This is a genomic window from Puniceibacterium sp. IMCC21224, assembly GCF_001038505.1.
Classification (GTDB): domain Bacteria; phylum Pseudomonadota; class Alphaproteobacteria; order Rhodobacterales; family Rhodobacteraceae; genus Puniceibacterium.
In genome coordinates this window covers 123,783-146,581 of sequence record NZ_LDPY01000005.1, presented here as the reverse complement: position 1 = coordinate 146,581, position 22,799 = coordinate 123,783, and the positions used below count along the sequence as shown (strand labels likewise).

The window sequence follows — 22,799 nt, the reverse complement described above, 5'->3', positions numbered from 1 at the left end:
ATGACCGACCCGGCCTATCATCGCCTCGGCCTGCCGGTGACCGCTTCGCCTTACGCCGTCCTGCGCGCAGCGGTCCGGGCGCTTCATCCCGACACGCGCGCCGTGCGCGGCTTCCGGACGTCGCGCAAGCGCTTCTACCAGCAGATGCTCTGCGCCCATGCCGCGCGACAGGCGGCGGGCGACCAGCCAAACGGCTGATTACCCCCAACCACCCCTTCATTCCAACACAACGCCCGGCCGCCCGGCCGGGTTTTCCCCATTCAGGAGGTCCCAATGGCAGATTACTTCACCCATTTCTCGTGCTTGCTCGACGTCGGTACCCCCGTCAAGGCCGCCCGCGCGCTCGCCCTGTTCCAGAGCTTGCGCGAAGCCGATCAGGATGCCGAGGACCCGGAGGTTGCAGGCTTCGACCTCGTGCGCCAGGATGCGCCCGAGGGCAGCACCCTCTGGATCCATGATGACGACCACGGCGATGTCGAAGCCGTCATCCGCTTCGTCCTGCGCCTCGCGGAAGAATTCGATCTCACCGGCCTCTGGGGGTTCCAGTATGCCCTGACCTGCTCCCGGCCGCGCCTCGACGCCTTTGGCGGTGGCGCGCATGTCATCGATCTCGGTGCCCGCAAATCCATCGGCTGGACAAGCAGCCAGGAGTGGCTCGCCGCCGCGCTGAACGGGGAGGAGGTCGATGCCTGAGGTGATCTGCACAACAGTCTACCAGTTCCCTGAACTCTCCGACGTCGCCAAGGAAAAAGCGCGCAGCTGGTATCGCGAGCTTGGGCCTCACGACGATTGGTGGGACGCGGTTTACGAGGACTTCGAGCGGGTCTGCGAGATCCTCGGCATCCGGCTCAAAACCACCCCCGTGCGGCTGATGGGCGGCGGGACGCGGGCCAAGCCCTGCATTTGGTTCTCCGGGTTCTGGAGTCAGGGCGACGGGGCCTGCTTCGAAGGCTACCTTAGCCATGCCAAGGGTGCGGCCGCGCGCATCCGCGACTACGCGCCCCAAGACGCGACGCTCCATGGCATCGTCGACCGGCTGCAGACCATCCAGCGGCGGAACTTTTACCAGCTCGCGGCCGAGGTCAGCCATCGCGGGCGCTACTACCATGAATACACGATGTCCGTTGACGTTACGCGGGACAGCCCGACCTGGCAGCCGCCGACCGAAGACGCCGAGGAGATCGTGACCGAGGCGCTGCGTGATCTGGCGCGCTGGCTCTACCGCCAGCTTCAGGCTGAATACGACCACCTCACCTCGGACGAGGCCATAGAGGAGGGGATCATCGTCAACGAGTACACCTTCACCGAAGAAGGGCGCCGGTTCGGGTGAGAGCGCGGGTAGTTCATTTGATCTTTACAATGAGGCCATATGATCTATATTCAGCCCAATGGAGGACGCCATGTACGTTGCTGAGAAAATCCGAGAACCCGCACAGGTTAACGCCGTCGCATTGAAGGCTTATGCGCGCGTGGTCGATGCCTGGGGCCTCAACCTGAACGAAGCAGCTGGCCTTGCCGATATGACGGTGAGCACATGGAAGCGCGCCAAGAAGCCGGACTTTGCAGGAGAACTGACCAAGGATCAACTGCTGCGGCTCAGTGCGGTGATCGGCATCTACAAATCGCTCGAACTCTACTTCTCCGAGCCGCTCGCGCGAAGCTGGTTCACCCGACCGAATACAGGGCCGCTGTTCGGGGGTAGCCGTCCGGTTGACATCGCCATCGACGGGGGCTTGCCGCAGATCCTCGCGGTGCGGACCTATCTCGATGCGTTGCGTGGTGGGGCATGAAGCAGACCGAGGTTTCCGATCGTGGTCTCGTTCGTCTCCTGCCAGCCACCTACCACAAGCCACCGTCCTTGCGGGGTCTCGTTGATACCGAAGACGAAATGGAGATCCTGGCGAAGATCGAGGGCCTGACCAGCGGCCGTCTTCTGGCGGAACGTGGCCGCAACCCGCATCTGGACCCACGCGAGCTGGCCTGGCAGCGCCGGAGCCGTGATTTGCGCATCTATGGCGACAGTCATGTCAACGCGGCCTTCACCTACACCCGCGCCGGGGGAAACCGCTTCAACACCGAGGAGCGCGGCGCGTGGTATTGCGCATGGGACGTGATGGTGTCCGTCAGCGAAGTGGCCTGGCACCGCACGCGCGAACTCGGCTTCACCGGCAGCTTCCATGACAGCGCCCGCTATGTGGAATTGCTGGCGGATTTCATCGGGATCTTCGATGATCTGACCGATGAGCCGGAACACCCAGCGCTGCATCCCTATCCAGCTGTCGGATATCCCGAGGGCCAAAGCCTCGCCCAGCATCTGCGCCGGGCTGGATCGCGGGGCCTGATCTACCCCTCAGTTCGGGCTCCCGCGCCGGGCGGGAATTGCCTCGTCTGCTTCGAGCCCCACGCCATCCAGAACGTCCGGCCGGGCGCGTCTTGGGATCTTGTTTGGGATGGGACACCGCACTACTCGCTTACTGCCGTCGGCTGACGAGTAATGGCGTATGCGCTTTTTTGGGGGGGGCGAAGACATGAAACCGGCAAACGGCAACAGGCCGGACGTCACGCATTTGAAGCCGTGTGACCATCAGTTGTTCTTTGAGGCTTTGGACTGAGTCCGCCGGTCTTCTGGGCTTCCTATAGACGCGCTGAGGAAGGCGACGTCTATGCCCCAAGAGACCACTATAGTTTTCTTTGATGAGGATGCTTTTCTGGCGTTATGGACGCTCCAACATCACCATTTCCAAAGAACTGAGGGACTAGCCCCAAGTGGAGGGAGATCTGAAGACTCTGGGTCGAGAGAAGGCGACGACTTGCGGTGGTTGCCGAAGGTCTCAGCGGTGTACGTCCCGGTCTGCCGCCGCGACCAGACCTTGGTCCTTCGGACAGGAGCTTGACCGAGGCTGATGTCCCAAAGTGCCCCTGCCAACCTGTAGGTTGGCAACTACGCTCGGTTTGCCAAGCCGCGGTATGCCAGAAGCTCCGGAAGGCCGGAGCCAGCCGGTGCCGTCCTCACCTATTCCCGTCGATCCACTTCGACATCAGCCCCTTGTCGCGGAAACACTCATCCGGCACGGCGCGGCGTTTGATCCGGGCGAGACGCTCGGCGAAGGCGACCTGCTTTGATGTCGGGCGGCTGTCCTGCGTGCCCGGCTTCAGCTTGGCCTGCGCGTCGATCCAGGCGCTCAAGGAGCGCCGATCTTGCTGAACCTCCCACGGCAAAAGCGTCTGGTTGCGCAGGGCCAGCGCGCGGGCGTAGGCGATCTGCTTGGGCGTCGCGGGCAGGGCGTAAGTGGTGCTTTCCATCGGGGATCTCCCTTCTTAGCGTGGCTCGTAAAATAGAACATAACAGGAACAAAAGCAAGCCACCTGCGGAAATCATGGGGTTTGAGAGGAAGAGGATGGCCGGGGAAGGTCAGGCCTGAGGGTGCCCGAAAGAGGGTGTCCGGGCCTGATCCTGTTCCTCATTCCGGAGTTTCCCGATGACCCTTCTCGCCCCCTTTGCGACCGAGCGCGCCCTTGCGCCTGTCGCCCCTATCCCGTCCCTCGATACGGCTGCTGCGATCTTGAGTGTGGCCGATGCGCTGCAGCCTGATCTGGCGCAGGGTTTCCAGATCAATGCGCTGCGCCTGCGCGTTGAGATGGAGCGCGCCTTTGGCGGCTCTGACGCGACCGGCGCCTGGGACTGGAAGCTGGCCTATGAGGCGGGCGAGGCAGCGCTGGTCCTGTTCCTGCGGAAGTTTGGCCGCGCGATGTTGGCGCGGGCGGGCTCGCCCGCAGCGCTGCTGCCGATCCTTGCCAAGGTGTCCGGCCTTTTGCCGACCCATACGCGGCGGTCCGAGGAGATGGAGCGGTTCCAGCAGTTCTCGACGCCGCTGCCCATGGGGCTGGCCGCAATGGCTGCAGCACAGATCACCGCGCGCGATTTGGTGCTGGAGCCATCGGCTGGTACCGGGCTTCTGGCGGTCCTCGCGGAACTCGCGGGCGGCAGCCTCGCGCTGAACGAGCTTGCCGACACCCGCGCTGATCTCCTCCGTCGCTTGTTTCCGGGCCGCCCCGTCACGGGCTTTGACGCAGCCCAGATCGACGATCATCTCGACGCGGATCTGCGCCCGAGCGTCATCCTGATGAACCCGCCCTTCTCGGCGGTGGCCAATGTCGATGCCCGCACCACCGAGGCGACAGCCAGGCATCTGCGCTCGGCGCTTGCGCGTCTGGTCCCCGGCGGACGGTTGGTCGCCATCACCGGTGCCCGTTTCGCGCCCGATGCGCCCGCCTGGGCTGAGACCTTCGGTCGCCTGACCGAGACCGCGCATCTGGTGTTCACAGGCGCCGTGTCAGGTGCCGCGTTTGCCAAACACGGCACGAGTTTCGAGACCCGTATCTCTGTCTTCGACAAATGCCGCGGTGGCGAGCCGGGCGGCATCACAGCCGATCTGACGCGCCCGATATCGCCTGATGTCGCGAGCCTGCTGTCGCTGATCACCACCCACGTCCCTCCGCGCCTCGTGCTGGCGCAGGTCGCACCAGCCGGGCAGGGCCTCACTTCCCCCTTCCCGGGAAATCCTGCCCGCACCACGCGCACTGCGCCTACCGGCTCTCGCACTACGCCAGCAACACCCGCCACAAACACCGCTCCGCAGATCGAGGCCGCAGACCTCGCCTATACCCTGCGCGATGCAACCGAGGACGGGGCCAGCGCGCGCCTGTCGGATGCTATTTATGAGACCTTCCGCCTGCAGGCGATCGACATCCCCGGAGCGGCACTGCACCCGACCAAGCTGGTGCAATCGGCGGCAATGGCCTCGGTCGCGCCCCCGAAACCCAGCTACCGGCCCAAGCTTCCAGCCGCCATCCTGCGCGATGGCCTTCTGTCCGACGCGCAGCTTGAGACCGTGATCTACGCGGGCGAGGCGCATGGCGCGTATCTCGCGGGGTCTTGGACTGTCGATGAAACCGGCGACATGGTCTCGGCCGCGCCCGACGATGCCGCGGACGCCGTCAGCTTCCGCCGTGGCTTCTTCCTTGGCGATGGCACCGGTGCGGGCAAGGGCCGCCAGTCCGCCGGCATCCTGCTCGACAACTGGAGCCAGGGCCGCCGCAAGGCGCTTTGGATATCGAAGAGCGACAAGCTTCTCGAGGACGCGCAGCGCGACTGGTCGGCACTCGGCCAGGAGCGGCTGCTGGTCACGCCGCTGTCGCGTTTTGCACAAGGCCGCGACATCCCGCTCTCCGAGGGTATTCTGTTCACCACCTATGCCACGCTGCGCTCCGAGGAGCGGGGCGCAAAAAAGTCCCGCGTCGACCAGATCGTCGACTGGCTCGGGGCTGATTTCGACGGGGTGATCCTGTTCGATGAAAGCCATGCCATGGCCAATGCCGCAGGAAGCAAGGGCGAGCGCGGCGATGTCACGGCGTCGCAGCAGGGCAGGGCGGGTCTGCGGCTGCAGCACAGGTTGCCCAATGCCCGCGTGGTCTATGTTTCGGCCACCGGCGCAACCTCGGTGCACAACCTCGCCTATGCGCAGCGCCTCGGGCTCTGGGGTGGGGAAGATTTCCCGTTCGCCACCCGCGCGGAATTCGTCGAGGCCATTGAGGCGGGCGGCGTGGCGGCCATGGAAGTGCTCGCCCGCGACCTGCGGTCCCTTGGCCTCTACACCGCCCGGTCGCTTTCCTACGACGGCGTCGAATACGAAATGCTGGTTCATGCGCTCAGCCCAGAGCAGCGCGGCATCTATGACGCCTATGCGCTCGCCTTCGGAGTCATACATCGGAACCTGTCCGCGGCGCTGGAAGCGGCCAACATTACTGGCGAATCCGGCGGCACGCTAAACCGTCAGGCCAAATCCGCGGCACGCTCGGCCTTCGAGTCCGCCAAGCAGCGCTTCTTCGGTCATCTCCTGACCTCCATGAAGACCCCCAGCCTCATTTCCAGCATCGAGGCTGATCTGGCAGCAGGCCATGCTGCCGTCATCCAGATCGTCTCAACCGGTGAGGCGCTGATGGAGCGCCGCCTGTCGGACATCCCTACGGACGAATGGAACGATGTGCGCGTTGACATTACGCCAAGAGAGGCCTGCCTTGACTACCTCGCCCATTCCTTTCCGGTGCAGCTCTACGAGCCCTTCACTGACAGCGAGGGCAATCTGTCCTCGCGCCCGGTCACGCGCGATGGCCAGCCGGTGGAATGCCGCGAGGCGGTGCGCCGCCGCGATGCGCTGATCGAGCATCTGGCAAGCCTGCCGCCTGTGCCCGGCGCGCTGGACCAGATCGTCCAGCGCTTCGGCACCGATCTGGTGGCGGAAGTGACGGGCCGCTCGCGCCGCATCGTGCGCAAGGGCGAGGGTCATTTGGCGCGGCTCGTCGTCGAAAGCCGGGCGGGGTCTGCCAACCTCGCGGAAACCGCCGCCTTCATGGATGACCAGAAGCGCATCCTGATCTTCTCGGATGCGGGTGGCACGGGGCGCAGCTATCACGCCGATCTTGGGGCCTGGAACCAGCGCCTGCGGGTTCATTACCTTCTGGAACCCGGCTGGAAGGCAGACGCTGCCATCCAGGGCCTTGGGCGCACCAACCGCACCAATCAGGCGCAGCCGCCGCTGTTCCGGCCCGTCGCGACCGATGTAAAGGCAGAAAAGCGGTTCCTCTCGACCATCGCGCGTCGCCTCGACACGCTTGGTGCGATAACGCGCGGCCAGCGCCAGACCGGCGGGCAGGGTCTGTTCCGGCCGGAGGACAATCTGGAGTCCCCCTATGCCCGCGACGCCCTGCGTCAACTCTACCGCCGCATCTATCGAGGCGATGTTGCGGGCTGCTCGCTCGGGGCGTTTGAGGATGCGACCGGCCTCAGCCTGACTGATGACAACGGTCTGAAGGATGACCTGCCGCCGATCACGACCTTCCTCAATCGCCTGCTGGCGCTGACGATCGACATGCAGGCTGTGGTCTTCGCGGCCTTCGAGGAACTCCTCGACCAACGGATCGAGGGCGCTATCGCCGCCGGGGTCTACGACCTCGGGCTCGAGACGTTGCGCGCCGAAAGCTTTCGCGTCACGGATGCGCGGGTGATCTACACCCATCCCGGCTCCGGCGCGGAAACCCAGCTTCTGACCATCGCGCAAAAGCAGCGCAATACACCGCTGTCACTGGCGGATGCGCTCGACTGGCTCGACGATCCCAAGGCTCGCCTTCTCGTCAACAGCCGCTCGGGCCGGGCCGCCGTGCAGGTGCCCGCCACCAGCCTGATGCTGGACGACGGCACCATCGAACCCCGCCTGCGGCTGATCCGCCCGACGGAGGCCAGCACGGTGCCGGCCAAAATCATGGACGACACACACTGGCTGGAAGCCGACCGCGCGGCCTTTACTGAAGCCTGGACGGCAGAACTGGCTGAAGTGCCGGAGTTCTCGGAAACCACCCTGCATATCGTGGCGGGCCTCTTGCTGCCGATCTGGAAGCAGCTCCCCCAGGATGAAACCCGCGTCTACCGGCTGCAGACCGATGACGGTCAGCGCATCATCGGTCGCCGCGTTTCGCCGTCTTGGGTCGCGACCACACTTGCCGCCGATGCGCCGAAGCTCACGGCGGCGCAGGTCCATGCCCTTGTTCTGGAGGGCAAGACCGTGGTGCGCTTGGCCGAAGGGATGGAGCTGCACCGCTCGCGCGTCATGGGCGTCAACCGGATCGAGCTGTCGGGCTTTTTGGGTGCCGCCAAGGACCGGCTGAAGGCAGATGGGTTCTTCTCGGAGATCATCGCCTGGAAGCTGCGGCTCTTCTGCCCAGCAGACTCCAGCGGCATCACAGTGCTTGATCGTCTGCTTGCACGTTGTCCCGTGACAGGACTACATGCGCGTGGAGGGTGCTGAGCCATGTATTCCGAGACTGAAGATGTGATCCGCGCTCTGGCCGAGAACGCAGAGAGCGTGTGTCGCGTCTACCTTCCCGCCGGACGGCGGGAAGGGTCCTACTGGATCGTCGGCGATTTGCAGAACAACCCCGGCCGGTCGCTCTTCGTGCGGCTGACTGGACCCACATCAGGACCGGGAGCCCGTGGCAAATGGCAGGACGCGGCTGTCGGACTGCATGGCGATCTCCTCGACATCATCCGCGAGCGAACCGGGATCTCGCGCTTTCCCGAACTTCTGGCCGAGGCCCGGGCGCATTTGGGCCGTCCGCAGCCGGTCCCCCCGGATGCACCAGTGCCGAAGAAGGTCAAAGCCCCCGGTGGCACGCCAGCGGCAGCGGCGCGATTGTTTGCAGCCTCTATGCCAGTCGCAGGCACGCTTGCTGACACCTACCTCCGCTCCCGGGGCCTTTCCCAAGGGGGCACGATGAGTGCCCTTCGCTTCCACCCGAAGTGCTGGTATCGGGATGAAGGCCAGACCAAGAGCATTCCCCGACCAGCATTGATCGCTGCGGTCACCGATGGGGCAGGGGCCCTGCAGGGTGTGCATCGGACTTGGCTGGCGCATGACGGCAAGGGCAAGGCGGCGGTCAAAACGCAGCGGCGGGCCATGGGTCACCTCCTCGGCAATGCCGTCAGGCTGACCCCGCATGAAGACATCCTCGTGGTCGGCGAAGGCATCGAGACCATGCTGTCCCTTTCCGAGGCGGCCTCCGGCCTTCCCGTCTGGGCGGCTCTCTCGTCGGGTCACCTCGGGGCGGTCCAGTTGCCGGAGGGGCTGCAGCGCCTTTACATCGCCATAGACCGCGATCCGGCCGGGCAACGCGCGGCAGAGAGGTTGAGCGCCAGAGCCCTTGATGCCGGGATAGCCGTACGGGTGCTGGAACCACGGCTCGGGGATTTCAACGATGATCTCCGGGCAAACGGCAAGGAGGCGCTGCGCCAGCATCTGGCAAGGCAGATCGGGCCAGAGGATCGCCAACGCCTGTCAGGCTGAGCAGCATCGCCGTAAGGATCTGTCCGGGATAGCGGGGTAGGGGTCACGGATCCCTGTCTTGGCTGTGGATCGTCGCTTTGCCTCTTCCCGGGCAATCTCATCCACCCGACACCCGAGCGGCCTTCAAGAGATGGGCAGGCGGCCGTCAAAGGGGATGCCCCATCAAGGGCGGCAGGCAAGCTATTTCCGCCGCGGGGGACGAGCCCCCGCTTTGCATCGCGAAACAAATAGCTTGCCTGCCGCCCTCCTCCACATGCGTTCCGGCCCCGAAGGCGGGGTGAGGGGGCGTCCCCAGTGACAGCTTTCGCAGCCCATGAAGGCCGCGCGGGTTGTCGCGCGGATGAGACAGGCCCGGAGGCAAGAAACTGATGACGATCCACACTCACGACGACACGTATGAACCCGCCCACACCACATCCCAGACCGCCCATGCGCTCGACGAGTTGCAGCTTTACGGCTACCGCCCCTTTGATGAGCCCGATCCGCGCCCGATGCCCGATGGGCAGCGCCTTGCGGTCGCCGTCGCCGACATCTTCGATGCCCTCGTCGCGAGCCTTGAAGACACCCGCATGGAACCCGACCTCGAAGAGGTGCTCTGGGGCCAGGTCAACCTCTTTCACCGCGCCACGGCGAGGATTGAGCGGTCGCTCGACGAGAACGAGCAGGTGCAGCGCCGCCTTCAGCGCGAGCAGGACGGCTCCGAGGTGAAATCCACCGAACTCGAGCGCCTGACGGCTGAAGGCCTGACCCTCGTCGAACGGCGCAACTGCATGGACATGATGCGCGATCACGCCGCTACCGAGTTTGTCCATCACACGGGATCGACCTGGCGCCCCCGCACGGGCTCGATGGTGAATCGCCAGCACATGACCGCGGCGCTCATCGACAGCCGCGATTTCCTGGCCGCCAAGCGCCGCGCGGAAACCGAGGTGATGCTCCCCGCAGGCCCCAAAGTCGCCCTCACCGGTGGAACCGACTTCAACGATCACCGCCTGATCTGGGGCAAGCTCGATCAGGTCCGGACCAAACATCCCGACATGGTCCTTCTGCATGGTGGAAGCCCGAAGGGCGCAGAACTCATCGCCGCCAAATGGGCCGAGGCCCGCGGCGTGACGCAGGTGGCCTTCAAACCCGATTGGACCAAGCATGCCAAGGCCGCCCCCTTCAAGCGCAACGACGCCATGCTAGATGTGCTGCCCGTGGGCGTCCTCGTCTTCCCGGGCACCGGCATCCAAGAGAACCTAGCCGACAAGGCTTCGAGGCTCGGCATCCCGGTCATGAAGTTCGAGAAGGGGGCGTGAGCCCCCTTTTTCCCCTCGCGGGGAAATCGAGGTGGAAGCGCACACTTCCACCTGATATTGTGTAGAAAACCTCAGTCGATCACTACATGTACCACAGCCCGATCCAGCTCGATGTCTTCCCAACCGACGTGCAGATGCGCCGGATCGATCCGGCGCGCAACATGCGTCGCTTCTATCGGCTAAGCGTGCAGCGCGATCTCTTCGGCCGTGCCAGCCTCGTGCGCGAGTGCGTATTCCGGGGTGATGCGCCCACCGATTCCGATTTGATGCGCCCACCCGTTCCGATTTCATCCGCCCACCGATTCCGGGGTATTCGCCCACCCCTGTGACGTGCTGCTGCGAGGCAATCTGTAACCGGCTACCTTCCGGCCTTTTTGGCACGAAGGAAGCCCGATGAAGAGATTGCCGATGCGGAAGATACGAGATGTTTTGCGGCTCTCAGCTGAGGGGTTGTCGACGCGCCAGATTGCGGCAAGCTTGGCGATTGGGCGCACCACCCTTCGGGGCTACCTTGATCGCGCCGACGAGTTGGGCCTGAGTTGGCCGCTGCCGCCAGGCCTTTCCGACACTGACCTTGAACGGCAAATCTACCCCCGGACGGCGCGTGATGTGTCAAACCGCGCGACCCAACCTGACTGGGCGCATATTCACCGAGAGCTGCGCCGCAAGGGCGTCACGCTGTCGTTGCTGTGGGAAGAGTATCGCTCGGACCATGCTGAGGGCTACGGTTATTCCCGGTTCTGCGAGCTTTACACGCGGTGGGAAGGCAAGCTGTCGCCGGTGATGCGACAGCGCCACCCGGCAGGTGAGCGGTTGTTTGTCGATTATGCGGGACACACAATTGACGTGATCGCCCCCAAAACCGGCGAGGTGCGCACAGCACAACTGTTTGTCGCCACGCTGGGGGCCTCGAATTACACTTATGTTGAGGCGACGTGGACCCAATCACTGCCTGACTGGATCGCAAGCCATGTGCGCGCCTTTGGTTTCTTCGGGGGTGTGACGGAGCAGATCGTGTCCGACAACCTCAAGGCCGGGGTCACTAAGGCCTGCTTCTACGACCCTGTGATCAACCGGACCTATGGGGATCTGGCAGCGCATTACGACACGGCTGTGGTGCCGGCGCGGCCGCATAAACCCAAAGATAAAGCAAAAGTCGAGGGCGCGGTTTTACTGGTTGAGCGCTGGATCCTGGCGCGGCTGCGCAATCGGCAATTCTTCAGCCTTGAGGACGTGAACGCTGCCATTCGCCCACTTCTGGACCGGCTCAACGACAAGATCTCGCGCCATCTCGGTGCCAGTCGCAGGCAGCTGTTCGACCAGCTGGACAAGCCCGCCCTGAAGCTGCTGCCTGCGGAGCCCTACGTTTACGCCGAGTGGAAGAAGTGTCGCGCCGGGCTCGATTATCACATCGCGATCGACAAGCATTATTACTCGGTGCCCTATCAGTTGCTGAAGAAAGAGCTGTGGGCGCGCATCACCGCCCGCACAGTCGAAGTCTTCCATGTTGGGCAGCGTGTCGCCTCTCATGTGCGCACCTCCGGAAATGGGCAGCATTCCACGCAGCGCGATCACATGCCCGCGCACCACAGGTTCCGCGAAGATTGGACGCCGCAACGCATCCAGGCCTGGGCCGCGCGTGTCGGACCGAACGTCGCGATCTTCGCCGAGGTCGTGATGCGCGACCGCAAGCACCCCGAACAAGGCTATCGCACCTGTCTGGGTGTGATCCGGCTGGCCGACAAGTTCGGTCGGGACCGCCTTGATGCCGCCTGCAAAAGGGCGCTCGAAATTAACGCGCGCTCTTACTCGTCAGTCCAATCCATTCTGAAGAATGGGCTGGAAAGCAAGCCCCGCACCCGCGCCACGGAGGGACCTGCCATCACCCATACCAACATCCGTGGCGCCGATTACTTCCATTGAAAGGACACGACATGCTCCCTCATCCAACCCTCGATCATCTGAAAGCCATGCGACTGGACGGCATGGCCGAAGCCTTCGCGGACCTCCAGGCCCAAGATGGTGGCACCGATCTAAGCCACGCCGAATGGCTTGGTTTGCTGGTCGATCGCGAAGTCGCAAGCCGAGAAACCAAGCGCTTCGAGGCCCGTATGCGCTCGGCCAGGCTGCGCCATGTGGGCGCCTGTCCGGAGGATGTCGATTACCGTGCGCGACGCGGCCTCGACAAGGCGCTATTCCAAAGCTTGCTGACTGGCAAGTGGATCACCGACAGGCGCGGCCTGATCATCACCGGCCCTTGCGGGGTCGGAAAGACCTGGCTCGGCTGCGCCTTGGCGCAGGCGGCCTGTCGTGATGGCGTCACCGTGGTTTACAAACGGATGCCCCGCCTCTTCGAAGAACTGGAACTGGCCCATGGGGACGGTCGCTTCCCCCGCTTGTTCCGCAGCATAACGAAAGCACAACTGCTGATCCTCGACGATTGGGGACCGGACAGGCTTACCGCAACGCAGCGTCGCGATCTGATGGAGATTGTCGAGGAGCGATACGGCCGCGGCTCGACCATGATCACCAGCCAGTTGCCCATTAAAGCGTGGCATGACGTCATCGGCGAGCCGACATTCGCAGATGCCATCCTCGATCGCATCGTCCATAATGCTTACCGCCTCGAACTCGAGGGGGCGTCCATGCGGAAAACCATCGCCAAAATGGATGACGAAACGCCCCAAACCTGATACGCGAAATCCACTGCCTCACGGCAACGCATCACAGGTGGGCGAATAGCCCGGAACAGGTGGGCGCATGTTGTCGGAACGGGTGGGCGGATGCTCCGGAATACGCACGCGAGTGGGGCCGGATCGGGTTTCGGGGGCAGATGATGGTTGAGACCCACCCTGACGAAGGCAAGGCCATCACCGCGTTGATGAAGCTGGCAGCTGTGAAGAAACGGCGCGGGTACATTGTCTGACAAAGGCAGTTTCTGAGAAAGCGATCCAGCTTAGGCCATCTTTTTTTCGAGCTTGTCTTTGCGATCTGGCCAATCGGGGAGGACTCTGTCCAAGAGTTCAAAGAATTCTGGACCATGGTGCGGGACAGCAATGTGACAAAGTTCGTGGGTGATCACATAGTCTATGGAATCCACGGATGCTTCAATCAATCTGCGATTGAGCATGAGGCGCGAAGAAGGTGACATGGACCCCCATCTTTGTCGAAGTTGGCGCACGATCAGTCCTTTCGGCCGAAATTCCTCGGGTGCAGGGAAGCGAAGCAAGTTCAACTCGAGACGTTCCGCGAATTTATTTTGGGCCTTCTGCCGGTACCAGGCCTCTACAAGTTCGCGTGTGACTTCGGGTCGCTCAGGTTTGTGAGTTTGCACAACGATGAAGCCTCGGACGATCTTCACCACGGCTTGGACGTGGGGAACTACCTTCAACCTATACTGACGTCCAAGGTAAAGATGGGTCTCGCCCGCCACATATTGGCGATCCAGCGTACGCGGAAGGAACTGGATGAAATACCGCTGCTGGCGCAGGATCCACGCGGCGCGCTTGCGCACTTTCTCCTCGATAGCTCCCAGTGGAGCATCCTGAGGAGCAGCCACTACAACAGAGGCATCGGGCTCAACGGCGATTTCCAGTGTCGTCCGGTCACGCCGTACAATGGAGAAATCGATGCTGTGTTCCCCATATCGAACCCTGTGTCGTTCCGCCTTCATCCAGGAAACCGCGCCCGGGCCAGGTCCATGATCTTGAGTTCAAGATCGTCCATCACCTCGACCGTCAGCTCGATGCCGCGCTCATCGCGAAGGACATCAAAGAAGTAATCGTCGATGGCGTTGCGCATCTTGTTCTGAATGATGTCGTTGGACCAGACGTCGACGATGTGATGGGACTTGATGATGTCGATGATCGTGAGCGCGATGGCGGCAACCTCATCGTCCGCGATCGGTTTACCGTCGTCGGTTGCGAGCACGCCTTCAAGGACCCCGAAAAACGCCTGCCCATCGTCGTTGCCCTTGATCGCATCCGGCACCTCGCGCCCGCGGTCCTTGCGGGCAACCTTGCTAGCCAGGTCGACTACGTTCTTGAGGTAATCGCGCTCGGAAATCCGTTTGGCCCGATAGTCGCGGATGGTTTCCTCCAGCAGTTCCGAGAAGCTGCGGTAGAAGGTCGGGTCCTCGTCCATCTTTTCGGTGATGGTCCGGCGCGTCGCACTGGCGATCCGGTCCGCCCTCGACGCCTCGGAAACGCCCGTCTCCTCCACCACCGCTTTCAGCGCGTCCGGGTCGTTGATGTTGACCATCTCGATGATCGTCTCGGCCGGCGTGGCAACCACATGGTCGTCGAGCAGCTTCTGGATCTTTGGCTCGAACTCCTTGACGTCGACGGTCTCTTGGTAGCGAAGCTGGACCGAGCGCCGCAACTCGGAGAACTGCTTCCAGTCCTTCTTCATGGCGTCGATCTTCGCCTCGTCGAAGACGTCGAAGAGCTTGTCCGACGACAGCGAGATGTGGAGGCAGCGGCTGAACGCCTTCAGTCGCTCATAGAACTCCTGCCGGATCGCCTCATCGGCCAGGAATTGTTCGAACTGCTCCATGTCCTTCTTGTTCTTGACCGGCTTGAACAGGTCCCAGAGCTGATCGTGCAGCTGGGGCAGCTTCCGGATCTCCTCGCGTACATCGTGGACCGTGCCGGCGAGATCGGCGGCGTCGAAGCCCTCGAAAGCGCTGTAGGTCGTCAGCGCCGTGTCGAGTTCTCCGAGCAGCCCCTCGTAGTCGATGATGAAGCCGAACTGCTTCTCGGTCGCGCCGTTTTCGTAGAGCCGGTTCACGCGGGCGATCGCCTGTAGCAGGTTATGTTCGCGCAGCGACTTGCACACATAGAGCACGGTATTGCGCGGCGCATCGAACCCGGTCAGCAGCTTCGACACGACGATGAGGATATCCGGATCGCCCGAGCCCTTGAATGCATCGATGATCTGCCGGGTGTATTCGTCCTCGGTCTTGTACCGGGCCATCATCCGCGCCCAGAATCCGCGCACGAGGTCCTTCGATTCCTTGTCGACCTCCTCGTTGCCCTCGTTGTCATCGGGAGGCGAGATGACGATATCGCTAGTGACGTGCCCGATCTCGTCGAGCACCTCCTTGAAACGGACGGCCGCTGCCTTGGACGGTGCCACAAGCTGCGCTTTGAAGCCCGTGCCTTGCCAGTGCTGGCGGAAGTGCTCGGAAACGTCAAAGGCCTTTGCCCGGATCGCTTGGCCTGTCTTCGACAGAGCATCCATCCGGGAGAATTTGCGCTTCAGATCGGCCTTCTGGCTGGGGGTCAACCCTTCGCTGATCTTGTCGAACCACTTGTCGATCACGCCGCCGTTTACTTGCTGTTCGACAAGTCGGCCTTCATAGAGGAGGGGCACGACGGCTCCGTCAGCAACGGCCTCGTCTATCGCGTACTTGTGTATGAGGCCGCCAAAGGTCGAGAGGGTGTTCTTTTCTTTCTTCAGCAGCGGCGTTCCGGTGAAGCCGAGATAGCAGGCCTTGGGCAGCAACCGGCGCATCCGCGTGGCGAACTGGCTGTGACCGCCATAGCGACCGGTCTGCGAGCGATGGCTCTCGTCAACTAGGACGAAAACGTTGGCATCCTCGTCGACATCTTCGGCAGCTTTGGCGGCCGTATCGAACTTGTTGATGATGGTCGTCACGAGTGGTGTACGGTTTCGGACCAGCTCGATGAGGTGGGCACCGCTGGTTGCCCGTACGGGTTCCAGTTCGCTGGACTTGAACGTGTCCTTGATCTGTTTGTCGAGATCGTCGCGGTCGGTGACGATCAGAATGCGCGGATTGGGGATGGCCTTGTCGAGCGCAAGAGAGCGCCCCAGCATCACCATAGTCAGCGACTTGCCCGACCCTTGAGTATGCCAGATCACGCCCCCTTTGCGGCGGCCATCCAGATTGAACTGACGGACCCGCTCTACTGCCTTCTGGATGCCGAAAAACTGCTGGTGACGCGCGACCTTGCGTGCACCGCCGTCGAACACGGTAAAGCGACGGATCAGGTCCAGCAGCCGTTCCGGCCTGCACATTGCATGGATTGCGCGGTCCTGTGCCGTAATCGCGCGCGGACCCTCGGCGGCAAGGGCATCGAAATGGGCGCGGGCGAAGGCGAAGTCGCCCGAGAAAACCGCGTCGGCCTCCGCTGCACTGAGCGGCCGGTTCGCCAGCGGATCGATGATCTCGTCCCGGTCTTCCTCGTCTCGCCACGTCTGCCAGAACTGTCGCGGCGTGCCCACGGTGGCGTAGCGCGCCTCGACACGGTTCATAACCATGAGAATCTGCGCGAAGTGGAACAGCTGCGGGATGTTGTCTTCGTTCTGGTAGCCGATCAGCTGGCTGCCTGCCTTCTTCAAGCTCTCGGTAGGCCGCTTGTTCTCGATGACAAGGAACGGGATGCCATTCACGTAAGCGACGATATCGCACCGCTTGGTCTGAGTGCTGGCCGTCCGCTCGACGGAGAGTTCGGCCGTCACGTGATAGACGTTATTCGCAGGCTGCTCCCAATCGACATACCGGAATGAATAGGACTTCGAGTCTCCCTGGATCGTCTTGGTGATCGTCGTCCCGAGCACGAGTGTGTCGTAGATGTCCTGGTTGGTCCCGCGCAGTCCCTTCTGCCGGTCGGGCGTCGGCTTGAGCCGCCGGATGGCCTCGTGCGCGTCCTCAAGGTCGAACGGATACTCCCGCCCGCGGTGGGTGAAGCGATTGATCCGCAGGAGATGGTCCGCAAGAACGTCGTCGAGCACCACGTTGCGCAGACGACCGCCGCGCTGGCGCACCGCCTCGGATTGAGACAGCGGCGTGAACCCCAACGCTACGAGCAATTGAAGGGCGGGTATCTGAGACTGATGTTTCTCTCGAGCGTCGAAACCACTTTGAACGTGCATCAGGCCCCCCATACCTGGGCGGACGCCGCATCAAAGAAAGCGACGTCTAGTGCGACCCCATCATCGCGCGAATGTGCCAATGCGGTGGCAGCGCCTCGGATCTGCTTGTTTCCATGGCTGTTTGGGTCGCCATAGAGGCCGACATAAACTTGTCCGATCTTGCCTCGCGCAATTTTCTTCAGAACATGCTGGTCGTTGTCTGCAAGGCTATGACCAAAAATGAATAGCGCATCATTGCGCTGCGCCATTTGCGAGGAGAAGCTTTTGTAGGAATGGTGCAGGTATGCACTGTGTTTGATCTTAGCAAGCTTCTGATTGCTTTTGCCCTCGGCCACAAAGAGAGGGAACTTGTTCGCACCCATTGCCTCTCGAGCTTGTTCTAACAATGGCTTGCCCGTGTTCACCCATGTGTACTTCTGCAGTTCGGCACCCGCGTCGAACAGGTGAAGTGCCCCATGGAGGTAGTGGACCCGCTGTCCGTGAGCGCCGCTCTCCCCCATCCAGTTCACATATTCGGGTTCCGTATCTTCATCGCGGCCGAACCCGTCGTTGGCGGCCAGATCGATAGGGTCATCGAAACCCATGTCGTCGTGCATGAGCGTCCAGTAAAGCAGAAGGTCATAGTTCAGGGTGTAAACCTTGCCATCCTTGTTCCCATCACCTAGGAAATGCGACAGGAACCGGCGGCAGGCCCAGAACTGTTCATCCGCAATTTCATTCGGGATGTTGGGGTGATTGTTCGCCACGGTCTGAATGAGGATGTCCTTCAGAGCTTCCGCATCGGCCGCCATCTGTTTTGCGGCGGCGTCCGCTGTGCTCGAATAGACAGGGACAATGCGCGATGCGTCCTCCAGCAGTTTGATGACGTGTTCAAAGTCGGTCGTGCCGACCGCCTTGAACACATCTGGAAGCCTTGGGGCCGACGAGAAATCCGCCTGCTCGAAAAGCGAGCCGTAGGTGAAAATCTTCGGGCGGCAGGCGATGCTGAAACCGTTGCCGAGCAGCAGGTGCCGCTTCTTGAACTGCGCCGAATGCTCAATCGCTTCATCAAAAGTGCGGAGTTGGATCATGCTTTACCCCTTCGGCGGATACGGGTCTTTCCCGTAGGTGTTGCGTTCGCGGATCTTGCCGTCACGACCCTTGAGGAGTGCCTCGCCCTTCGTGTCGGCGGCCCGTTGCTTTGAGTGCTTCCAAGCCTCTGCTTGCGTATCCGTGACCTTGCTTGCCCGGTCAGAGCCTTCGCGCTTTGATTCCCACTTCCCGTCCGCACGCTGCTGGGTCCAGTAATTCTTTTCATCGGCCATCATGGGTCTCCTCTGCCGGGTTGAAAGGTGTTGTCGGATCCACCGTCACGCGCCATTCGCCCGTCAGCAGCTTTTGCATCAGACCGCGCTTCTGGCGTGTCAGGGCGTCGATCTCGATAGTGGTCATCTCGACATCGCGCCGCCCGGTATTCAGTACATCGGCAATTCGGCACTGCCGTTCGAAGTTGGGAAGCGGCACTTTCATCGCCGCAAGATCGGCATAGTAGGTGCGTTGCCGGACACTGCCCGATCCGCCGCTATTGATGTAGTGCGACCACCATTTTGTGTTCCGAAGGTGATCCAGAAAATCGGGGGACAGGCGACCTTGAAGACATGCAAACACCACATAATCCGGGCTGACGAGGATTGGCTCCTCGGCCTCGTTCATGGCGATGGAGCCGACATTGATACGCATCGGATTGTAGGCAAACGCTTGAGGCGGGACGACCTTGTACCGGCTTATATCTTCTGCAATTGTCTGCTCACGCATCGGAACAATTCCGCGCGAATTGGTGACACCCATCACCATTTCCCTGCCAAGCAGACCACCACCATTTCGTTTGGTCACTTCCTCGGAGACGTCACCGAGCCTCACGGGCTCGCCTTGGGCATCAAAATAGGTCAGTTTTTCGCGCAGCGAATGGAGCCGTTTCTCCTTCGCCGTGCGCAGCGCGGTCAGCTTTTCGATGGCGTCGTCCCATGTCCGCAGGATTTCGGCGATCTTGCGTTGTTCGGGGAGGGGCGGAAGCCTCACCTCAATGCTTTCGAGATCGGGACGATTAATTTTTGGCAGCCCAGTTCGGAAGGAGCGAGAAGTTGCATCAGCCACAAAACGCTCCGAATTCATAACATAATAGATGAAGTCTCTAACCGCTGCTGCACCATCGCGGACCCATATCGGATACATATCAGCACTGCAAATGCCGTCAAAATTCACAATGGCAATCTTGTTCAGGTTGGGTCGAATTTTTGAGTATAAAATCGCATTCTTATCGAATGCATATTTGCCAGAAATTTGTTCGAGTTCGCTAGCAGTTTTCACTCCCGTCGTGTTCAAGCCCCCACCGGTGCGCAAGTTATCCGGCCCGACACTGAGCATATTAGCAATCTCGGCGTCCTTCGGATCGACTTGGCCGGACGCGATGCGCACGAGGTCGCCAAGCGGCTGAATCGTCCATTCCTTATTCATCTTCATCCCCGCCACCCTTCTTCCGCCCCTTGGTGGCGTCGGCGATGCGCTTCAACTCCTCCAACTCATCGGTCTCGCTGGCCGCAAGTGCCTGCGCGGCCTTTCGCTTTTCATCGAACGCGGCGTAACGATCATGCGCGATGCGCTCGGCCTGCTTGGCCGACACCGACCCTGCACCTTGCAACCGGGGCAGTTCGTTGCTGGTGAGGAAGGTGTCGAGCACGCCTTCCCAATCGGCCAGCCGCATGGTCTGGCGGCGGCTTGCCCGCAACTCGGCGGTGTTCAGGAAGGTTTCCACGATCAGGTTCAGTTCCTTGATCTCGGCCTCGCCCAGATAGTTCTTTGCAGTGCCCACATCCGCCTTGCGAAGGGCGCGCCCCTTGCCGGCGTCCTTCCATGTGGTCAGGCCCATGTTGGGCTTGTCCGCATCGGCCCGCGCGCGGATCAACTCGCCCGCCGTGTGGCTGGTCACGGCGTAAAGCATCTTGTTCTGGATCGTGGCGTAGAAGGTCGGAATGGCCTGCGACCGCGCATCGTAATCCTCGCTCAGCGCGAGGATGTCGCGCACCTTCTGGTAGAACCGCGCCTCGGACGCCCTGATGTCGCGGATACGTTCCAGAAGCTCGTCGAAGTAATCCCACTTGGGATCCTTCAGGCGTTCGTCGTTCATGACGAAGCCCTTAACGAGGTATTCCTTCAGCGCCGAGGTCGCCCACCGGCGGAACTGCACGCCGCGTGGGCTGCGCACCCGGTAGCCGATGGCCAGAAGCATCTCCAGCCGGTAGTGATCGACCTGATAGGTTTTGCCGTCCCCGGCAGTTGTTGCATAACGTGCAACTACTGACTCGGGCGAGAGTTCGGCATCGTCGAAGATGGCCTTGATGTGCCGGGAAATCACCGACTTGTCGCGACCGAAGAGGTCGGAGATCTGGTTCAGGGACAACCAGACAGTGCCGTCAACAGCTCGAAGCTGGACTTCGGCCTCGCCGTCTTCGGTGCTGTAGAGGATGATTTCGCCTTCAGACATCGACGCCGAGCTCCTTCAGGTAGCCAGCCATACGTCCGCGCACCTCGGCCAGTTCGGCCTCGATCGTGGTGATCTGCTTCTGCAGGGCGGCAACGTCGATTTCTTCCTCTGGCTCAAAGGTATCGACGTAGCGGGGAATGTTCAGGTTGAAGTCGTTCTCGGTGATTTCGTCCAGGCTGGCGCGGTGGGAATACTTGTCGACTTCGGCGCGGGTCGCATAGGTCTCCAGCACCCTGTTGACATGCGTCTCGTCCATCACGTTCTGGGTTTTGCTGGGCGTGAATTCTTTGCTCGCGTCGATGAAGAGAACATCGCGCCGAGTTTCATTCGCGCCACCCTGTTCGCGGGAACGGTCGAAAATAAGTATGGCGACCGGAATGCCGGTGGTGGTGAAGAGGTTGGCCGGAAGACCAACGACCGCATCGAGCAGGTTCTCTTCGATCAATGCCCGCCGGATCCGCCCTTCGGCCCCGCCACGGAACAGAACTCCATGCGGAACGATCACGGCCACCCGGCCGCTCTGGCGTTTGGCGATCTCGATCATATGGGTGATGAAGCCATAGTCGCCCTTCGATTTCGGGGGGATGCCGCGCCAATAGCGCTTGAACTGGTCGCTCTCGGCACCTTCTGCACCCCATTTGTCGAGAGAGAATGGCGGGTTCGCCACAACCACATCGAATTTCATGAGATGATCTGCCTCAACCAGCGCAGGGCTGTTGAGGGTGTCGCACCATTCGATGCGTGCAGCGTCTTTGGCGTGCAGAAACATGTTCATTCGTGCCAGCGCCCACGTCGCGCCGTTCACTTCCTGGCCGTAGAGGGCGAAGTTTTCGGAGCCGACCTCCTCTGCCGCACAGATCAGCAGCGAACCTGACCCGCAGGCCGGGTCGCAGATGGTGTCACCGGCCTTGGGGGCAGCCAACTTCGCCAACAACCGAGAGACAGCAGACGGCGTGTAGAATTCGCCAGCTTTCTTGCCCGCGTCAGACGCAAAACGCGAAATGAGGTAAATATAACACTCGCCGATGATGTCTTCGGTCACGCGGCTGGGGCGAAGATCAAGTGCGGGTTTGGCGAAATCCTCCAGCACGTTTTTCAGGCGGCGATTTCGGTCCTTGACGCGCCCGAGATTGGCCTCGGAGTTGAAGTCGATGTTGCGGAACACGCCTTCGAGCTTGGCGCGGTTCGCATCTTCGATCCGTTCCAGCGCGATGTTGATCCGCTCACCGATGTTTGGTTCGTTTCGCGCTTCATAGAGATCGTAGAAACTGGCGCCGTCCGGAAGCACAAAGCGCTCGCGCTCAAGTCGACGCCGGATCCGTGCTTCATCGCCGCCATACTGGTTGCGATAGGTCTCGAGGTGGTCGTTCCAGTGGTCAGAGATGTATTTCAGGAACAACATCACCAGGATGTAGTCCTTGTACTGTCCAGCATCGACGACGCCTCGGAAGGTGTCACAAGCGGCCCAAGCCGTCTGGTTGACCTGTTGCTGTGTGAGTTGGTCGGTCATTTTGACGTCCTTTCTTGCCGTATTTCGGGCCGCATCCTGTTCGCTCGCTCGACGAGGATCAGGCTCATCATCTTTCTGCGTGTTTCGGCGACGAGCAGGGCTAGCGCACGCTCCTGTTCAGCAAGAGCATCAATCGCAACAATCTTTTCTTGGGTCTCAATGTCAGGGATCTCAAGCTCCAGATCGTCGAGGCTAGATCTGGGGATCATCCTGATGTTTGTGCCGCGTGCTGCTACATCAAAGTGGCGCTGTGCAGGTGGCTGATTGATGGCCCATGCCAAATACTCCGGTATCACGACATCATGTTTCGGGCGAAGCACAAGCAGCGGCAAAACTGCAAGCGCAGGCTCCTGGAGCCGTTTGTCTAGAACGGACGCCGTGTTTCTCTCCCCCCGAGACCGAAACACAACGTCGCCTGGCCGTACGAAGTAGCGGTCGGCCAAGTCCTCCAATTGCACGCGCGTAAGGCGTTCTGGGTGGATGACACCCTCGGGGGAAATGTCCCGCAGTTGGATCGCGAGAACGCCGCCAGCCTCTGTGGCTTCGAGCCGACCCCGAGCCGTGTATCCGCTGTGAATGGTGCAAGCATCTGCAAGTAGCATGTGGAGTCTCTGTAGGTTGCCCTACAGCGATTAGGCCGTCGAGGGGTCGGTGTCAACAAGTAATTGCTGTAG

At 61.6% G+C, this 22,799-nt stretch carries 20 protein-coding genes and 1 pseudogene; 12 read left to right on the top strand and 9 right to left on the bottom strand.

Annotation, left to right across the window (positions count from 1 at the left end; translation table 11 throughout):
- The 5 genes from IMCC21224_RS24885 (at position 1) to IMCC21224_RS24865 (ending at position 2,488) form a co-directional block, all read left to right on the top strand.
- Positions 1-198: a hypothetical protein gene (locus tag IMCC21224_RS24885; RefSeq protein ID WP_047998245.1), complete on the top strand. Its 198-nt coding sequence runs from the start codon at positions 1-3 to the stop codon at positions 196-198.
- Between the two features lie 75 nt (positions 199-273).
- Positions 274-693, top strand: coding sequence for a hypothetical protein (locus IMCC21224_RS24880; RefSeq protein WP_047998244.1), 420 nt, complete (start codon positions 274-276; stop codon positions 691-693).
- Positions 686-1,330, top strand: a complete 645-nt coding sequence (locus IMCC21224_RS24875; protein ID WP_047998243.1) for a hypothetical protein — start codon at positions 686-688, stop codon at positions 1,328-1,330. Before IMCC21224_RS24880 ends, IMCC21224_RS24875 begins: the two co-directional genes overlap by 8 nt.
- Positions 1,331-1,388: 58 nt before the next feature.
- Positions 1,389-1,790: an MbcA/ParS/Xre antitoxin family protein gene (locus IMCC21224_RS24870; protein ID WP_047998242.1), complete on the top strand. Its 402-nt coding sequence runs from the start codon at positions 1,389-1,391 to the stop codon at positions 1,788-1,790.
- Positions 1,787-2,488 (top strand): RES family NAD+ phosphorylase, encoded by a 702-nt coding sequence (locus IMCC21224_RS24865; RefSeq protein ID WP_047998241.1) that lies wholly within the window; start codon positions 1,787-1,789, stop codon positions 2,486-2,488. The genes IMCC21224_RS24870 and IMCC21224_RS24865 overlap by 4 nt, the downstream gene beginning before the upstream one ends.
- Positions 2,489-3,009: 521 nt before the next feature.
- Here the strand turns inward: IMCC21224_RS24865 and IMCC21224_RS24860 are convergent.
- Positions 3,010-3,303: a hypothetical protein gene (locus tag IMCC21224_RS24860; RefSeq protein ID WP_047998240.1), complete on the bottom strand. Its 294-nt coding sequence runs from the start codon at positions 3,301-3,303 to the stop codon at positions 3,010-3,012.
- Positions 3,304-3,479: 176 nt separating this feature from the next.
- Between IMCC21224_RS24860 and IMCC21224_RS24855 the strand changes: the two genes are divergently transcribed.
- The 7 genes and pseudogenes from IMCC21224_RS24855 to IMCC21224_RS24825 form a co-directional block, all read left to right on the top strand.
- A complete protein-coding gene (locus IMCC21224_RS24855) occupies positions 3,480-7,862 on the top strand; it encodes a bifunctional class I SAM-dependent methyltransferase/DEAD/DEAH box helicase (protein WP_047998239.1) in 4,383 nt (1,460 codons plus the stop codon).
- A gap of 3 nt (positions 7,863-7,865) precedes the next feature.
- A complete protein-coding gene (locus IMCC21224_RS24850; protein WP_047998238.1) occupies positions 7,866-8,897 on the top strand; it encodes a toprim domain-containing protein in 1,032 nt (343 codons plus the stop codon).
- A 368-nt stretch (positions 8,898-9,265) separates the two neighbouring features.
- The gene (locus IMCC21224_RS24845; RefSeq protein ID WP_047998237.1) at positions 9,266-10,198 is read left to right on the top strand and encodes a DUF2493 domain-containing protein; all 933 of its coding nucleotides are present in this window, start codon (positions 9,266-9,268) and stop codon (positions 10,196-10,198) included.
- Between the two features lie 86 nt (positions 10,199-10,284).
- A complete protein-coding gene (locus tag IMCC21224_RS28715) occupies positions 10,285-10,527 on the top strand; it encodes a WGR domain-containing protein (protein WP_231582225.1) in 243 nt (80 codons plus the stop codon).
- 64 nt (positions 10,528-10,591) lie between these two features.
- On the top strand, positions 10,592-12,121 hold the full coding sequence (istA, locus tag IMCC21224_RS24835; RefSeq protein ID WP_082135455.1) for an IS21 family transposase: 1,530 nt from the start codon (positions 10,592-10,594) through the stop codon (positions 12,119-12,121).
- 11 nt (positions 12,122-12,132) lie between these two features.
- Complete coding sequence (gene istB / locus IMCC21224_RS24830) at positions 12,133-12,891, top strand: IS21-like element helper ATPase IstB (RefSeq protein WP_047998236.1); 759 nt, start codon at positions 12,133-12,135, stop codon at positions 12,889-12,891.
- Positions 12,892-12,998: 107 nt separating this feature from the next.
- A pseudogene (locus IMCC21224_RS24825) lies at positions 12,999-13,124 on the top strand (WGR domain-containing protein); the annotation flags it as partial.
- A gap of 30 nt (positions 13,125-13,154) precedes the next feature.
- Here IMCC21224_RS24825 and IMCC21224_RS24820 read toward each other — a convergent pair.
- Genes IMCC21224_RS24820 through IMCC21224_RS24785 form a run of 8 tightly spaced genes read right to left on the bottom strand, consistent with a single transcriptional unit; the run spans position 13,155 to position 22,727 of the window.
- Positions 13,155-13,871: a M48 family metallopeptidase gene (locus IMCC21224_RS24820; protein WP_047998235.1), complete on the bottom strand. Its 717-nt coding sequence runs from the start codon at positions 13,869-13,871 to the stop codon at positions 13,155-13,157.
- Complete coding sequence (locus IMCC21224_RS24815) at positions 13,868-17,095, bottom strand: type I restriction endonuclease subunit R (RefSeq protein ID WP_047998286.1); 3,228 nt, start codon at positions 17,093-17,095, stop codon at positions 13,868-13,870. The genes IMCC21224_RS24820 and IMCC21224_RS24815 overlap by 4 nt, the downstream gene beginning before the upstream one ends.
- A complete protein-coding gene (locus IMCC21224_RS24810; RefSeq protein ID WP_197089326.1) occupies positions 17,095-18,165 on the bottom strand; it encodes a DUF4917 family protein in 1,071 nt (356 codons plus the stop codon). The genes IMCC21224_RS24815 and IMCC21224_RS24810 overlap by 1 nt, the downstream gene beginning before the upstream one ends.
- Positions 18,166-18,168: 3 nt before the next feature.
- Positions 18,169-18,399: a DUF2188 domain-containing protein gene (locus IMCC21224_RS24805; RefSeq protein WP_047998234.1), complete on the bottom strand. Its 231-nt coding sequence runs from the start codon at positions 18,397-18,399 to the stop codon at positions 18,169-18,171.
- Entirely contained in the window at positions 18,389-19,594 is a 1,206-nt protein-coding gene (locus tag IMCC21224_RS24800; RefSeq protein ID WP_053079206.1) for a restriction endonuclease subunit S, read from the bottom strand. The genes IMCC21224_RS24805 and IMCC21224_RS24800 overlap by 11 nt, the downstream gene beginning before the upstream one ends.
- Positions 19,581-20,615, bottom strand: coding sequence for a virulence RhuM family protein (locus IMCC21224_RS24795; protein WP_047998233.1), 1,035 nt, complete (start codon positions 20,613-20,615; stop codon positions 19,581-19,583). The genes IMCC21224_RS24800 and IMCC21224_RS24795 overlap by 14 nt, the downstream gene beginning before the upstream one ends.
- Positions 20,608-22,125: a type I restriction-modification system subunit M gene (locus IMCC21224_RS24790; protein WP_047998232.1), complete on the bottom strand. Its 1,518-nt coding sequence runs from the start codon at positions 22,123-22,125 to the stop codon at positions 20,608-20,610. The genes IMCC21224_RS24795 and IMCC21224_RS24790 overlap by 8 nt, the downstream gene beginning before the upstream one ends.
- Complete coding sequence (locus IMCC21224_RS24785; RefSeq protein ID WP_047998231.1) at positions 22,122-22,727, bottom strand: restriction endonuclease subunit S; 606 nt, start codon at positions 22,725-22,727, stop codon at positions 22,122-22,124. Before IMCC21224_RS24785 ends, IMCC21224_RS24790 begins: the two co-directional genes overlap by 4 nt.
- Positions 22,728-22,799 lie beyond the last annotated feature (72 nt).